Raw genomic sequence first — 14,800 nt, forward strand, 5'->3', positions numbered from 1 at the left:
GTCCATGATCACCGTCGCGCTAGCCAAAGGGGCACTACTCAAGGATTCGGTGCGCTGCTTCGCCGCCGCCGGGCTTGATTTCAGTGCCCTGCTCGATGCCGACAATCGCCAGCTGATGGTGCCCAGTCCCTGCGGCCGGGCCAGGGCCCTGCTGGTGCGTAACGGCGATGTTCCTGTCTATGTGGCGTATGGCCAGGCCCAGCTGGGTGTGGTTGGCGATGACGTGCTGCGCGAGCACCAGTTGCCGGTGGCACCACTGCTGGATCTGGGCTTCGGTGGCTGCCGCATGGCCGTGGCCGTGAAGGAAAACAGCGGCTACACCCAGGCGTCGGATCTGCCGGCTCACTGCCGGGTGGCCAGCAAGTTCGTGCGCTGCGCCGAAACCTTTTTTGCAGGGCTTGATCTGCCCGTGGAGCTGATCCATCTCACCGGCTCGGTCGAGCTGGGTCCGATCACCGGCATGTCAGAGGCGATCGTGGATCTGGTGGCAACCGGCCGCACCTTGCGGGACAACGGCCTGGTGGCCCTTGATGAGTTGTTCCACAGCACTGCCCGTCTGATCGGCAATCCCCTGGCCCTGCGCTTCGATCTCGGCGAGCTGCAGCACATCATCGACAGGGTGGCCACCTCCAGCTGCGCGACGACCATGTCCGCCTCCGCCCCCTCCCAACGCTGATGGCCGCCCACGACAGCCAGCGGCTCAGGCGGCTGCTGCCCTACCTGCGCTACGACCGGCGCCGTCTGATCCTGGTGGTGCTGCTCCTGATCCCCGTGGCTCTGGCCGCCGCGATCCAGCCGCTGTTGATCGGTCAGGCCATCGCCGTCCTGCGGGGTGAGCCCACGGCCGCCTGGTTGGCGGGGCAGAGCGTTTCGCAGGCGATCCGCACCCTGGTGCTGATTCTCTTCGGGGCGGTGCTGCTGCGACTGGCATTGCAGGGGGCCCAGTCCTACAGCGTCCAGGCGGTGGGCCAGCGGCTCACCGCCCGCATTCGCGACGACCTCTTCCGCCACGCCCTGGCCCTCTCGCTGCGCTTCCACGACCGCACTCCGGTGGGCAAGCTGCTCACTCGCCTCACCAGCGATGTGGATGCCCTGGCCGAGGTGTTCGGCAGCGGCGCCGTGGGCGTGCTGGCCGATCTGGTCAGCCTGCTGGTGATCGGCGTCACGATGATCAGCATCGAACCTCGCCTCGGTGCCCTGCTGCTGGCCAGTCAGGTGCCGGCCATTCTGGTGATCCTCTGGCTGCAGGGCCGTTACCGCAAGGCCAACTACCGGGTGCGTGAAGAGCTGAGCCAGCTCAACGCCGATCTGCAGGAGAACCTGCAGGGGCTTGAGGTTGTGCAGATGTTCCGGCGTGAGGCCACCAACAGTGCCCGCTTCGCTGTCACCACCAACGCCTACCGCCGCGCCGTCACCGGCACGATTTTTTATGAAAGTGCCGTGTCGGCCTTCATCGAATGGGTGGCTCTCACCGCCGTGGCCGTGGTGCTGGCCATCGGAGGCTGGATGGTGATCGCCGGCACCATCGGCCTGGGCACCCTCACCACCTTCATCCTCTTTTCCCAGCGCCTGTTCGACCCCCTGCGCCAGCTGGCGGAGCGCTTCACCCAGATCCAGGGAGGACTCACGGCGGTGGAGCGCATCGGTGAGCTGATGGAGCAGCCGATCGAGATCGCCGACCTGGAGCAGGGCCTGCGCAGCAGTGCCGCCCAACGCTCGGGGTTACTGCGAGCCAGCGCCGGTGAGGTGATCTTCGAGGCGGTGAGCTTCTCCTACCGCCCCGATGATCCGATCCTCACCGACCTGAGCTTCCGGATCGCCCCTGGAGAGAAGGTGGCTCTGGTGGGTCCAACCGGCTCCGGCAAGACCACCATCATCCGGCTGCTCTGTCGGCTCTACGAGCCCCAGAGCGGCCGGATCCTGCTCGATGGCATCGACATCCGCGAGCTGCCCAGTGCCACCCTGCGCCAGCGGTTGGGGGTGGTCCTGCAGGACACCTTCCTGTTCAGCGGCAATGTGGCAGACAACCTTCGCCTCGATGCGCCGATCCCCCAGGCAGATCTGGAGCGGATCTGCGCCGAGCTGGGTCTCGATCCCCTGCTGCGTCGCCTGCCTGACGGCCTGGCCACTGAATTGCGTGAGCGGGGCGGGAACCTTTCCTCAGGTGAGCGCCAGCTGCTGTCGGTGGCGCGGGTGGCGATGCGGGATCCCTCCGTGCTGGTGATGGATGAGGCCACCGCCTTCATGGATCCCTCCACCGAGGCCACTCTCCAGCGCGATCTGGAGCGGCTGCTCACCGGCCGCACCGCCATCGTCATCGCCCACCGCCTTGCCACCGTGGAGGCGGCCGACCGCATCCTGGTCCTGCGCCGGGGGCGACTGATCGAGCAGGGCACCCACCGGGAGCTGCGGGCTGCCGGTGGCCTCTATGCCGAGCTGGCGGACTTGCAGGAGCGGGGCCTGGCCCGCCTTTAAGGATCAGGGCAGCCGCTCCAGCCAGGCGTCGATCAGGGCGGCCAGCTGGCGGGGACACTCCCGCATCGGCAAGTGGCCGCAGTCGGGGATGACGGCCAGTTCATGGCTTGGGGCATAGCCCGCCAGGTGGCGCACGTAACGAGGAGCCATCACCTGATCCAGGCTGCCCGCGATCCAGAGGCTCGGCACCCGCAGGGCGGCGGTGAGTGAGGGCAGCTGGCTGACGGCGCCGCGGTTGGTGCTGCAGGCCAGCAGGCCGCGGGCCGCGCGCGCGTCCGCCACCAACGGACTGCGGATCGCCGCCGTGCCTGGCAGCCGCGCCAGCCATCCCGGGCGGTAGCGCAGGAACAGGGAGCCCCCTTGCCGCACCCGGGCGAAGGCTCTGGGCTGATACACCCCGCCACCGGCGGCGATCTGGATCACCCCCCGCAGCCGTGGCCCCAGGAGCCCGGCCGCGTGCAGGGCGATGCTGCCCCCCAGGGAGTGGCCCATCAGCACGACGGGTGAGTTGGGATCGATCCGGTTACAGGCCTCGCTGACCCAGCGCCCATAGCTGGCCAGGCTCGGCTGCAGTCCAGCCGGGCGCGGCTCCGTTCCGAAACCCGGCAGATCAGGGCACCACAGACGCCAGCGGTTCTGCAGTTCGGCCGTCAGCGGGTCCCAGAGCCGGCCGGAGAGCATCCAGCCGTGCAGTGCGATCAGCAGCAGCCCGGGCTGGTCGGGTTCCAAGGCCTGGGAGCGAGAAACCAATCCCTTCAGGGGGTCTGCCACCAGCCTGCCCTGGAACGCCCTCGATCGGGCAGGATCGTGCCAATGCGTTGCCTCGGCCGTCTGGTTTGGACACAGACCCGCTCCTTTCGAGCTTTTACGGCCCCGGCTGGCGCCATTGCCCCAGTCCGAACCCCCAGCTGGAGCTGGTGCTCAGCCTGGAGCGGGACATCGATCTGGTGGAACTCGAGCAGCTCTGTGATGCCGTCGGCTGGAGCCGCCGTCCGATCAGGCGTGTGCGCAAAGCCCTGCAGAACAGCCTGCTGAGGGTGGGCCTATGGCGCCATGACCCGAGGGTGCCACGCCTGGTGGGCTTCGCCCGCTGCACCGGCGATGGGGTGATGGAGGCCACGGTCTGGGATGTGGCCGTCCATCCCCTGTACCAGGGCGCTGGTCTGGGGCGGCAACTGATGGACTACGTGCTCGAGCAGCTCAGGCTGATGGAGGTGGACCGGGTCAGCCTGTTCGCCGATCCCGAAGTGGTGGGGTTTTATCAGTCCCAGGGGTGGGAGCTGGAACCTCACCAGCGTCGTTGCGCCTTCTGGTATTCGCCCTGACCCTCCTGAGCTCCAGACGGCCCGCTCAAAGCTGGTAGTACCGGGCTGCCAGGGTCGCGGGATCGGCGCCTCGGCGCCAGGCCTGGCGCAACCGGGCGTTGCGCCAGGCCGTGCTCCAGACCCCCAGGCGCCGCCAGCGCCGCCCATCCACCTGCACGGGTAGCCCCAGGTCGCGGATCGGGCCCAGCTGGCGCAGGCGCAGAATCAGATCGAGGTCCTCCATCAGGGGCAGGGCCCGCAGACCGCCGGCTCGCTCCAGCAGGCGCCGCGGCAGCAGCAGCCCCTGGTCGCCATAGGGCAGCTGGCCGAGGCCACTGCGCAGCCGTACGCCCCACTCCACCAGGCGCAGGGCAGGACCTGCCCCCTGGATCCCCAGGCGGAAACACCAGGGGGTCTCAGGGGCGGCCATTGCCCGCTGCACCGCCGACCACCATCCCGGCGCCAGACGCAGGTCGGCATGCAGCAACAACAACCAGGCGGCACGGCTGCGGGCGACTCCCGCCGCCAGCTGACAGCCCCGCCCCCCCGCCGCCTGCATCACCCGTGCGCCCGCCAGGGCCGAGAGGCTGGGGCTGCCATCACGGCTGCCCCCATCCACCACCAGGCAGCTGTCGATCAGGCCGGCGGGAGCCATTGCCAGATCCGCCAGAAGGGCCGGCAAGTGCCCTGCCTCGTTCAGGGCAGGGATCACCACCGCCAGGGGGGCGCCGACGGTAGTTGGTGCAGCCGTTGCCCTCACCCCAGCCAGGGCTCCAGATCCCCGCGGCGGTCGAGGTCGCTGTGGACCGCCAGCTGAGCGGGTTCCAATCCCTCACAGGCGGCCCGCTCCAGGGTGCGGCGGAGCACGTCGGTGCCTCCCCAGGGAATTCCGCTGAGCAGGCTGGACCGGCGTCCAGTCAGCCCGATCAGCCAGTAGCCCCCATCGCTGGCCGGGCCGAGCACCAGGGGGCTTTGGGTGAACGCTGCGAACGCCGCCTCGAGATCCGCGCTGCTCAGCAGGGGCAGGTCGGTGCCGATCAGCAGCACCTGCTGGGCACCCTCGCCGAAAGCTCGCGCCAGCTGCCTGGCCATCCGGCTGCCCAGGCCACCTATCCCCTGCAGCACAGCCCGATGAGCGCCGAGGCTGTGGCCCCAGCGTCGGGCGCCCCGCGGACCCAGGCCGCTCACCGCCAGAACCAGCTCGATGCCGCCCAGCTGGCGGGCAGCAGTCAGGGTGTGTTCGCTCAGTCGGCGCTGGATCCGAGCGGCTGCCTCAGGGCCGATACAGGCCGCCAGGCGGCTTTTGCAACGTCCCGCTGCCGGCCAGCGGGCCATCACCACCAGCTGCCTCCTGGGACGGATCAGCGTCAGCGGGCTCACTCGCTGGAGCGCAGCTCCGCCGGCTCCAGCGAGATGCTGCGGCTGCTGTTCCCCCGTTTGATGCTGATCGACAGGGGCTGGCCCACCTTGCCCTGATCAACGGCCACCTGCACTTCCGAAGGATTCTTCACCGCCTTGCCACCAACGGTCTCGATCAGGTCGCAGGGTTTCAGGCCCGCCTTGGCCGCCGGGCTGTCCTTGAGCACCTCCACCACCACGACCCCATCGATTTCCGGCAGGCGGCATTCGCTGGAGGTGGCATTGATCTCCCGGGCCAATCTGGGCGTGAGCGCCTGCAGTCGCACCCCTATGTAGGGGTGTGAGGCGCGTCCCTTCTCCAGGATCTGGGCGGCGATCTGCTTACCCAGGTTGATTGGGATCGCGAAGCTCAGGCCAGCCCCAGGCGCCTGGCGGATGGCGGTGTTCACGCCGATCACCTGACCGCGGTCGTTGATCAGGGGGCCGCCGCTGTTACCGGGGTTCACCGCCGCATCGGTCTGGATGTAGGGCACCCGCTGGCCTTCGCCGATGGCATTGGTGCGCTGAATCGCGCTGATGATGCCCGCCGTCACGGTGTTGTCGAGGCCAAGGGGGTTGCCGATGGCGATAGCCCATTCACCGGGTCTCACCTGGCTGGAATCACCCAGGGGCGCCACCGGCAGCTTCTGGGCTACAACCCGGACCACAGCGATGTCGGTGAGGGGATCGGCGCCGAGCACCTTGCCGTTGAAGCTGCGCCCATCCGGCAGGGTCACCGACACTTCATTGGCACCCTCGACCACGTGGGCGTTGGTGAGGATCACCCCGTCGGAGCGGGTGATGAAGCCCGAGCCCTGGCCCTGCTGCTGCTGGATCGAGGGACCTCCACCGAACAGGCCTCCGAGGGGATTGATCACCCGCTTGACCGTGTCGATGCGCACCACAGCCGGACCGACCTTCTCGACCGCTTTGACGATGAAGTTACTGCCCACCTGAAGCGGCGCGGCTGGGGGGGCGTCGCTCACGCGGGGACCCGGGGCGGTGGGTCCACCCCTGGGCAGCCCAGGGATGTTCGGCAGCGGGATTGTGCAGCTGGCCAGGAGGAGTCCACAGAGGCCGGTGGCGGCCAGGACCCGGCGACGGGGCGTCAGGAGGCCAGGGGCGCGGTGGGGAGTCATGGCAGGGGAGCGGACCGGGGCCGCGAAGCGCTTCATTAAAGACGGAGCGGGTCGGGGGAGCTGCCTATATTCGGCCACTGGCTGAGTGAGGGTTGGACGGTGCAGCAGGGTCAGGAGCTGTGGCACCAAGTCCAGGAGGCACTGCAGGCCAACCTCAGCAAGCCCACTTTTGAAACCTGGATCCGCCCGGCCCGCTGCACGGGCTACGCCGATGGGCAGCTCCAGTTGGAGGCTCCCAACAGCTTTGCCAGCGGCTGGCTGCGCAAGAACTACCTGGTGATGATCGCCGCGGTGGCCACCGATCTCGCCGGCCACGCCATTCAGGTGGAAGTCGGCACCGCCGCCGCGCAGGAGCTGGATGGGGCTCTGAATGGCTCCACTCCGGCCGAGCGCCCGGGCCCCGGCCAGCAGACGCTGGCCGGGGCCTCACCAGGGGCGGTGCTTAGGGCCACAGTGGGCCCCAGCGGACCCACCGCCAGCGGCGAGACGCCCCGCCGACCGGCTCCGGGGCTCAACCCCCGTTATGTCTTCAACCGCTTCGTGGTGGGGCCGAACAGCCGCATGGCCCACGCGGCGGCCCTGGCGGTGGCAGAGGCGCCCGGCCGTGAATTCAATCCGCTTTTCCTCTGCGGCGGCGTCGGGCTGGGCAAGACCCACCTGATGCAGGCGATCGGCCACTACCGCCTGGAGATCGATCCGGAGGCCCGGGTCTTTTACGTCTCCACCGAAACCTTCACCAACGACCTGATCCAGGCGATCCGCAAGGACGGAATGCAGAAGTTCCGTGACCGCTATCGCGCCGCTGACCTGATCCTTGTTGACGACATCCAGTTCATCGAGGGCAAGGAATACACCCAGGAAGAGTTCTTCCACACCTTCAACGCCCTGCATGAGGCCGGTCGCCAGATTGTGATCGCCAGTGACCGCCCCCCCAGCCAGATCCCCCGCCTGCAGGAACGTCTGATTTCCCGCTTCTCGATGGGACTGATCGCCGACATCCAGACGCCCGACCTGGAAACCCGCATGGCGATCCTTCACAAGAAGGCCGAACAGGAGCGCATGACCCTCCCCCGCGACCTGATTCAGTATCTGGCGGGGCGTTTCACCTCCAACATCCGCGAATTGGAGGGTGCCCTGACCCGGGCGGTGGCCTTCGCCTCGATCACCGGCCTGCCGATGACGGTGGAATCAGTGGCGCCGATGCTTGATCCCGTGGGCAACGAGGTGCCGGTCACCCCCCAGCAGGTGGTGGACAAGGTGTCCGAGGTGTTCGGGGTCAGCGCCGAGGAGATGCGCAGCAGCAGCCGCAAACGGGCTGTGAGCCAGGCCCGCCAGGTGGGCATGTACCTGCTGCGCCAGAGCACCGACCTGAGCCTGCCCCGCATAGGCGATGTCTTCGGCGGCAAGGACCACAGCACCGTGATGTATGCGGTGGAACAGGTGGAGAAGAAACTGGCGATTGATCCTTCCCTGGCCCGCCAGTTGCAACAGGTACGAGATCTGCTCCAGATCGACAGCCGTCGCCGTCGCTGAGATGGCAGGTCAGGTGAGCGGCAGGCTGGGATCGAGCCCTTCCACTTCCCCCTGAAACACGCGGCTGGCGGTGATGTCCTCGGCCTGGATCGTGATCAGGTCCAGCTTGGTCAGACCCCGCCCCATGTGGTTAAAGAGCCGGTTGGCCTGACGCATGCGTGCCCGGTCGATGGCATTGCGGATAGAGCGGCCATTGGCGAAGAAGGGCAGCTGCATACGCCGCTGGATGTATTCGTAGAAGGCGGCCTTGGCCTCATCGCCGAAGCGGTAACTCTCGGCAGCCAGAATCAACTGGGCGATAGCCAGCAATTCTGCGGCGGTGTAATCAGGGAAATCTATGTGATTAGCCACCCGTGAGGAGAGGCCAGGATTCGACTGGTAGAAGATATCCATCTTGTCTTTGTAGCCTGCGAAGATCACAACCAGGTCGTCGCGATTGTTCTCCATCACCTGAAGCAGGATCTCTATGGCTTCGGCGCCATAGTCCCGTTCGTTCTCAGGGCGGTAGAGATAGTAGGCCTCATCGATGAAAAGTACACCGCCCATTGCCTTCTTGAGCATGTCGCGGGTTTTGGGCGCGGTGTGGCCGATGTACTGGCCCACCAGATCATCCCGGGTTGCGGTGACGAGATGGCCCTTGCGCACGTATCCCAGCCGGTGCAGGATCTCGGAAATTCGCTCAGCCACGGTGGTCTTGCCGGTACCCGGCCTGCCCGTGAACGACATGTGCAGACTCGGCGCAGCCGTGGCCAGGCCCACCTGCTTGCGCGCTCGCTCCACCACCAGCAGCGCCGCTATCTCGCGGATGCGCGTTTTCACCGGCTTGAGCCCGATCAGGTCGGCATCGAGTTGGTCAAGCACTTCCTGCACATTGGCGGCCTCGTAGGCCTCCTGCAGGTTGACCGGGGCATCCAGGTCGGAGAGAGCGTTGCCGGCTTCGGGCTCAGGCAAGGAGGTCATCGATGGCCGCAGCGAAAGCGTGGTCGGCGGAGGTGATCGGGCTGTCGTCGCCGTCGGAACGCAGGGTGATGTTCACGTAGGTGCGTCCGAAGCTGATGTCCGGGTAGCGGCCCTGCTGCACGCACAGGTCGTTGAGGCGGTCCAGGAAGGCCCGGTTGCTGGCGTAATCGGCGAATTCGATGCGCCGTTCGAGCCGCTCGGCTTGTTCGGGTTTCGGACGCGGGGTCCAGGGCTGCTCCATGAGAACCACGCTACGGCAGGGGGTCGAGGCAGTCGGTGCGGGCGGCCGCCAGCCGAGCGGCCCAGGCGGCGGCGTAGGCCCGGTTGGCCTCATGGGCCGCCGGTTCGGGGCTGTTCAGGGGATGGGGGAAAGTGCCACGGATGGCTGCGTTGGTGACGCAGAACATCGACTTCTGGAAGCTCATGCAGATCTTCACGCGTACGTCGCCCTCACCCCGGGTGCGCTTGCGGTAGAGCCCATCCAGCCGTTGCGGCAGGTGACGGAACATGTCCTGCATCAGCAGGCTGGGGGGTATGCCGGCTCCCATTGTCGGGAGTGGATCGGCGAACAGGGCTCCGTAGGCGAACTTGGCCTGATCCGGGGAGATCTGCTGAGCCTGGGCATTGAAGCTCACAGTGCCCAGGAACGGCAAACCTCGCAAGAAAACCGCCTCCACGTAGGGCACGGCCACATCCACCAGGAAGGTGAGCCCCGCCTCCGGTGGCAGCACCCAGAGGTGCTCACCCGCCACCGCCACCCCGTAGGTGATCGGGTTGGCGGCGGCGGCCACCAGGCCGTCCTTGATGAACTCCACCACCGCCTCGATCGAAGCCACGCTGCCGTCGGCTTCGGCGCGGGCCAGATCAAGGAACAGATCGCTCATCACCCGCCAGAACTGGCCAAGGGCGTGGGTCGTGGCCGCCGTGCGGATCATCTCGATCAGGAAGCCCGAAAACAGCGGATGCAGCATGGCCAGCAACGGATCGCGCCGGGTCTTGCGGCGGATGATCACGGCGCAGCTCTCGGCGAAAGCCGCAGAATCAAGGTATGCATCGAGGCCGCCGGTGCCGTGCCAGAGCATCGCCTTCATGCAGTATTCGGCGTACTCGAAATTGATCCGATCGTGGTTGAGGTGGCGCCAGATCTTCGCGGGGCTCTTCTCGCCATCCAGGTACTTGAACAGCGGCACTGGCACCAGAAACTGATGTTCGGCCTGGAAGATCAGGTTGGTGCTGTAGGCATCGAGCACCTCCCCGTAGCTTTTGAGCACATCCACCACTTCGATCAGATGCTCGCGGCTCTCGGCCAGCAGCGTCTGCCCCGTCAGCAGTTTTTCCTCCAACTCGGCGGCGGCGGGCATGCCACCGCTATGAACCAGCTCGGCCGGGATGATCGGCATCAGCCCAACCCTCCCGCCTGCAGCCCCAGCAATGGCCCTGACGCCAGCTGCAGTGCCGATACAAGGGCCGGCAGCTGGGCGATCGCCGTGCACGTGCTCTCACTCAGGCGCCCCAGACCAGCGGGCAGCAGACCGATCGCCACCACCGCCATCGCCAGTCCCGTCGCCGGAATCGTTTCCCGGGGTGCCACCGGCGCCAGCTGCACATCCAGGCGACCGTGGGCCACAGGATCGGTCGCCGGAGTGATCGCCAGCCGGCCGAAGAAGGCGCGGTTCACCAGCAGCAGGAAGTACACCGCCGTCAGGCCCGAGCCCAGCATCGAGAGCAGGGTGGCCAGCGGGTAGGCGCTGATGCTGCCGCGGAACACCATGAACTCGGAGATGAAGCCCGCCATGCCGGGCATGCCGGCGCTGGCCATGACACCAAGAATCATGAGCGTGCCGGTGAACGGCAGGCCCCGCTCCGGGTTGAGCAGCCCGTGCAGCACAGTCAGGTCGCGGGTGCCGGTCTTGCGGTACACGATCCCCACCAGCAGGAACAGCAGCGCCGAGATCAGGCCGTGGCTCACCATCTGGAACACCGCCCCGAGGATCGCCACCGGCGTGGCCGCCGCCGCCGCCAGCAGGATGTAGCCCATGTGGCCCACCGAGCTGTAGGCCACCATCCGCTTCATGTCCTTCTGGGCAATCGCCGCCAGCGAACCGAACAGCACTGACACCGCAGCCCAGATCGCCAGCCCTGGTGCAAGCTGTGCCCAGGCCTCCGGGAACAGTCCCAGGCAGAAGCGCAGCAGGCCGTAGGTGCCGAGCTTCAGCAGCACCCCTGCCAGTAGAACCGACACCGGCGTGGATGCCTGGGTGTGGGCATCCGGCAGCCAGTTGTGGAAAGGGAACAGCGGCACCTTGATGCCGAAGCCGATCAACAGCGCCCCAAGCAGCAACAGTTGGCTGCCCATCGCCAGCTGCTCGCTGCTGACCGGTGTGAGGCTGAAATCGACAGTGCCCGTGGCCAGGGCCAACCCCAGGAAGGCACCCAGGATCAGCATTCCCGACACCGCCGTGAAGATCAGGAACTTGGTGGCCGCATAAGCACGGTTGGCACCGCCCCAGATGCTGATCAGGGCCCAGAGCGGGATCAGCTCCAGCTCATAGAAGAGGAAGAAGAGCAGCAGGTTCTCAGCCAGGAAAGCGCCGTTCACAGCCCCACTGATCACCAACAACAGGGCGAAGTAGAGGCGCGGACGCTGGCTGATGTCTCGCGTGCAGATCGCCGACACCAGCGTGAGCGCGCCGTTGATCAGCACGAGCGGCATCGACAGGCCGTCGACGCCGAGCCGGTACTCGAGCCCGAGGCCGCTCACCCAGGGCAGCGCCTCCTGCAGCTGCATGGCGCTGCTGCTGGGATCAAAGCGGGCAAGCACGATCAGGCTCCAGGCCAGTTGCAGGCCGAGCACTACCAAGGCAATCACCCGTAGCCGCCCTGGGGGCAGCTGGCCTGGCCAGAGCACGAGTGCCAGAGCGCCGGCGAAGGGGATCAGCAGCAGGATGCTCAGCATTGGCATAGGTGGCTCCACCTGGGGTTCGGGCTATCCATGCAGCCACTGCAACCACTGCAGCGAGGCAAGCAGCAGCACGATCGCCAGCACCACCGTGAGCAGGTAGCTCTGCAGCTGGCCGCTTACGCCGAGCTTGAGGCCATCGGCGCTGGCCAGAGACAGCCGTCCGATTCCGTTCACCAGGCCATTCACCACCCTGCTGTCGAGCCAGTCGCTCAGCCTGGCCAGGCCGGCCACCGCCGCGACGATCGTGGCCCGGTAGATGCGATCGGTGTAGAAGTCGGAGGCGAGCAGATCCTGCAGCACTCGCAGCGGCTGGAGCAAAGAGCGCGACCAGAACTTATGAAGCTGCGCCACAGCGCCGGCTGCCACACCGACCAGCCCGCTGGAGACGACTGCAATGGCCACCGGCAGGGAGAACGAGGCGATGCCAGGAACAGGATCGAGTCGGGCCATCAGTGCCGGCATCAGCGCCACCAGCACCGTGAGGCTCACCATCGGCAGCGCCATCAGCCAGTTCACCTCCGGCGCGCGCTTGGTTTTGGGCATCGCCGGGCCAAGGAACACGTGCCGGTAGACGCGGGTGAGGTTGAAGGCGGTGAGTGCGTTGGTTAGCAGGCAGACGGCCGCAAAGAAGGGCTGCTGGTGGGCGAAGGTCTCAACCAGCAGCCCGAAGCACCAGAAGCAGCCAAGGGGCAACAGGCCTACCAGGCCCGCGGAGCCCACCAGGTAGGCGCTGGTGGTGGCGGGCATGCGTGAGCCGAGGCCGCCCAGTTCGGTGAGGTCCTGACAGTTGGTGGTGGCGATGATGCTGCCCACGCTCATGAATAACAATGCCTTGGACAGGCCGTGGGCAAACAGCAGCAGCAGCGCGATCGCAGGTTGCTGCAGAGCAATCGCGATGAACACAAGCCCCAGATAGGAGGTGGTGGAATACGAGAAGGCCCGTTTGATGTCCACCTGGGCGATTGCGACCAGGGCGCCGGCCACGGCGCTGATCGTGCCCACCACCAGCAAAACGGTTGTGGCCAGAGGGGAGAAACGCAGCAGTGGCATCACCTTCATCAGCACCAGGGCGCCGGCGGTGACGACCACCGAGTTGCGCAGGATCGAGGCGGGGTTCGGCCCCTCCATCGCCTCATCGAGCCATAAGTGCATCGGGAACTGGGCGCACTTGCCCATCGGCCCGGCGATCAGCCCAAGCCCCAGCAGCGTGCCGGCCAGGGGCGTGAGCGCACCACTGGCGTCGGCCTCAGCGGCCCAGACGTAGAGATCCTGGAACTCCATCGAGCCCGCCCAGGCCGAAAGCGCCACCATCCCCATCAGCAGCAGCACATCGCCCACCCGCTTGGTGAGGAAGGCGTCGCGAGCGGCCGTGACCACCAGTGGCTGGGCGTACCAGAACCCCACCAGCAGATAGGTGGAGAGGGTGAGCATCTCCAGCAGGAAATAGCTCATGAACAAACTGCTGCTGAGCACCACACCTGCCAGGGCTCCCTCGAAGAAGCCAACCAGCGCGTAGAAGCGGGCCAGCGACCATTCCTTGTCGAGGTAGCCGAGGGCGTACACCTGGCCCAGCAGGCTCAAGCCCGTCACCAGCTCGAGCGCCGCCAGGTTGGTGAGCGAGAGGTCGAAGCCGATGCGCAGGTCAAGGTCGGCGGCCTGGAACCAGGGGAACTCCAGGTGCTGGGGGCCGAGCTGCCACACCTGCTGCAGGATCAGGCTGCCGTGGATCACCGCCAGCAGCGTGACCAGCAGGTTCAGGTAAGCCGCTGGGCGTGGACCGTTGCGCTTGAACCAGCCCGCCGCCCACGGCAGCGACAGCAGCATGCCGCTGAATCCGTATAGAGGGATCAACCAGACCAGCTGGATCGGCAGGGACAGGGAGGGGGCGGACAAGTTGGGGGCGCAGAGGGCCGGACCTAGAAGGTGGCTCGCTCACGCAGGCGTGCCGGGCCGGCGTTGAGAACGGCCAGCCAATGGTTGAGTTCCTCGCCGTGTTGTCGTTCCTCGCTCCATAAGTCCTGGAAGAAGGTGGAGTTGGCTTCATCACCGATCAGCAGGCAGAAACGACTTGCCTCGGCATACAGCTCAATCAGTTCGTCCTCCAGCACGATATTCAGTTGCAGCAGCCCGAACAGGTCGCGGGCGATGCTCACCGGCTTCAGCTGGGACGCGGCAGGCGCTACGCCGAGACGAAGCATCTGTTGCACCAGCCGCTCGGCATGCTGCATCTCCTCGACCGTTTCCTGGCGGAACCGGTCGGCGGAACCGCCATCGCCCCAGAGGGCGAGCAGGGAGGCCTGGGTCATGTACTGCTGAACCGCGGACAGTTCCAGGCTCAGAGTTCGTCCCAGATAGCCCAGCACCCGAGGGTGAACGGTCTCCATGGTGATCAGCTCCTGCGCTCAGCGCCGCTGAAGGCAAGGATCGGCTCCAGTTCGCTGTGGGGGCGGGCAATGATGTGGGCAGCCACAAGGCCATCTCCCACACGCTCGCAGGCATCGGCCCCGGCGCGCACGGCGGCGTTGACTGCACCGGTTTCGCCGCGCACCATCACGGTCACGTAGCCGCCACCCACGAATTCACGGGAGATCATCGTCACTTCAGCGGCCTTGGTCATGGCGTCAGCCGCCTCGATCGCGGGTACGAGGCCGCGGGTCTCGATCATGCCGAGAGCAATGCCGTGCGGAGTAGATGCCATGGCTTTGGAGGGGGAGGAGGGGGACTTGGGGGGAGGTGTGGTGCCACCGGAGCGGCCGCGGCTGGCGGCAGCCGGGGTGCTGCTGCTGGCCCTGGCCGAGGGGCTGGGAGCCGCTGCTGCTGGGGCTGAGGCAGGGCTGCTGCCACTGGTCGCGGATGAACCTGGGGCTGGAGGCGGGTCCACGGGTTTGTCCGCAGGGGAGGGGGGTGTGGGTGTGGCCGAGGCGGGAAGTGCCTTGGCCGCGGCAGCTCGGCTCACACCACTGCTGGCGCTGCTGCGCCTGGAGGAGGGTTGGCGGGAGGAGGGTGTGGCCATGGATCGAGCTGGGCTG

The 14,800-nt window shown here is 66.9% G+C and carries 15 protein-coding genes; 4 read left to right on the forward strand and 11 right to left on the reverse strand.

Annotation, left to right across the window (positions count from 1 at the left end; all coding sequences use genetic code 11):
- Positions 1-4: 4 nt before the first annotated feature.
- Both hisG and KBY93_RS06175 read left to right on the forward strand, forming a co-directional pair.
- Complete coding sequence (hisG, locus tag KBY93_RS06170) at positions 5-676, forward strand: ATP phosphoribosyltransferase (protein ID WP_255093399.1); 672 nt, start codon at positions 5-7, stop codon at positions 674-676.
- Complete coding sequence (locus KBY93_RS06175; protein WP_255093400.1) at positions 676-2,475, forward strand: ABC transporter ATP-binding protein; 1,800 nt, start codon at positions 676-678, stop codon at positions 2,473-2,475. Before hisG ends, KBY93_RS06175 begins: the two co-directional genes overlap by 1 nt.
- A 3-nt stretch (positions 2,476-2,478) precedes the next feature.
- On the opposite strand, the gene KBY93_RS06180 is transcribed toward KBY93_RS06175, so the two are convergent.
- Positions 2,479-3,204 (reverse strand): alpha/beta fold hydrolase, encoded by a 726-nt coding sequence (locus KBY93_RS06180; RefSeq protein WP_255093401.1) that lies wholly within the window; start codon positions 3,202-3,204, stop codon positions 2,479-2,481.
- 107 nt (positions 3,205-3,311) lie between these two features.
- On the opposite strand from KBY93_RS06180, the gene KBY93_RS06185 reads away from it, so the two are divergent.
- Complete coding sequence (locus KBY93_RS06185) at positions 3,312-3,800, forward strand: GNAT family N-acetyltransferase (RefSeq protein WP_255093402.1); 489 nt, start codon at positions 3,312-3,314, stop codon at positions 3,798-3,800.
- Positions 3,801-3,825: 25 nt separating this feature from the next.
- Here the strand turns inward: KBY93_RS06185 and KBY93_RS06190 are convergent, their stop codons facing one another.
- From KBY93_RS06190 to KBY93_RS06200, 3 genes are read right to left on the reverse strand one after another with little or no spacing between them, the layout of a single operon-like run.
- A complete protein-coding gene (locus tag KBY93_RS06190; RefSeq protein ID WP_255093403.1) occupies positions 3,826-4,539 on the reverse strand; it encodes a TIGR04283 family arsenosugar biosynthesis glycosyltransferase in 714 nt (237 codons plus the stop codon).
- Positions 4,536-5,159, reverse strand: coding sequence for a TIGR04282 family arsenosugar biosynthesis glycosyltransferase (locus KBY93_RS06195; RefSeq protein ID WP_255093404.1), 624 nt, complete (start codon positions 5,157-5,159; stop codon positions 4,536-4,538). Before KBY93_RS06195 ends, KBY93_RS06190 begins: the two co-directional genes overlap by 4 nt.
- Positions 5,156-6,316, reverse strand: a complete 1,161-nt coding sequence (locus KBY93_RS06200; protein WP_255093405.1) for a trypsin-like peptidase domain-containing protein — start codon at positions 6,314-6,316, stop codon at positions 5,156-5,158. The genes KBY93_RS06195 and KBY93_RS06200 overlap by 4 nt, the downstream gene beginning before the upstream one ends.
- Before the next feature lie 99 nt (positions 6,317-6,415).
- Here KBY93_RS06200 and dnaA point away from each other — a divergent pair, with 99 nt between their 5' ends.
- Positions 6,416-7,849 (forward strand): chromosomal replication initiator protein DnaA, encoded by a 1,434-nt coding sequence (gene dnaA, locus KBY93_RS06205; protein WP_255093406.1) that lies wholly within the window; start codon positions 6,416-6,418, stop codon positions 7,847-7,849.
- A gap of 9 nt (positions 7,850-7,858) precedes the next feature.
- Here dnaA and cbbX read toward each other — a convergent pair whose 3' ends face one another.
- From cbbX to KBY93_RS16135, 7 genes are read right to left on the reverse strand one after another with little or no spacing between them, the layout of a single operon-like run.
- The gene (gene cbbX, locus KBY93_RS06210; protein WP_255093407.1) at positions 7,859-8,809 is read right to left on the reverse strand and encodes a CbbX protein; all 951 of its coding nucleotides are present in this window, start codon (positions 8,807-8,809) and stop codon (positions 7,859-7,861) included.
- Entirely contained in the window at positions 8,793-9,050 is a 258-nt protein-coding gene (locus KBY93_RS06215; RefSeq protein WP_255093408.1) for a 4a-hydroxytetrahydrobiopterin dehydratase, read from the reverse strand. The genes cbbX and KBY93_RS06215 overlap by 17 nt, the downstream gene beginning before the upstream one ends.
- A gap of 10 nt (positions 9,051-9,060) precedes the next feature.
- Entirely contained in the window at positions 9,061-10,209 is a 1,149-nt protein-coding gene (locus KBY93_RS06220) for a CO2 hydration protein (protein WP_255093409.1), read from the reverse strand.
- On the reverse strand, positions 10,209-11,765 hold the full coding sequence (locus tag KBY93_RS06225; protein ID WP_255093410.1) for an NADH-quinone oxidoreductase subunit M: 1,557 nt from the start codon (positions 11,763-11,765) through the stop codon (positions 10,209-10,211). The genes KBY93_RS06220 and KBY93_RS06225 overlap by 1 nt, the downstream gene beginning before the upstream one ends.
- A gap of 30 nt (positions 11,766-11,795) precedes the next feature.
- Complete coding sequence (locus tag KBY93_RS06230; protein WP_255093411.1) at positions 11,796-13,664, reverse strand: NAD(P)H-quinone oxidoreductase subunit F; 1,869 nt, start codon at positions 13,662-13,664, stop codon at positions 11,796-11,798.
- Between the two features lie 23 nt (positions 13,665-13,687).
- Positions 13,688-14,155, reverse strand: coding sequence for a ferritin-like domain-containing protein (locus KBY93_RS06235; RefSeq protein ID WP_255093412.1), 468 nt, complete (start codon positions 14,153-14,155; stop codon positions 13,688-13,690).
- A 5-nt stretch (positions 14,156-14,160) separates the two neighbouring features.
- Positions 14,161-14,784 carry a BMC domain-containing protein gene (locus KBY93_RS16135; RefSeq protein WP_315856389.1) on the reverse strand — a complete coding sequence of 208 codons (624 nt, stop codon included), beginning with the start codon at positions 14,782-14,784 and terminating at the stop codon, positions 14,161-14,163.
- Between the last annotated feature and the right edge of the window lie 16 nt (positions 14,785-14,800).

It is taken from the genome of Synechococcus sp. J7-Johnson (genome assembly GCF_024345795.1).
Classification (GTDB): Bacteria; Cyanobacteriota; Cyanobacteriia; order PCC-6307; family Cyanobiaceae; genus Regnicoccus_A.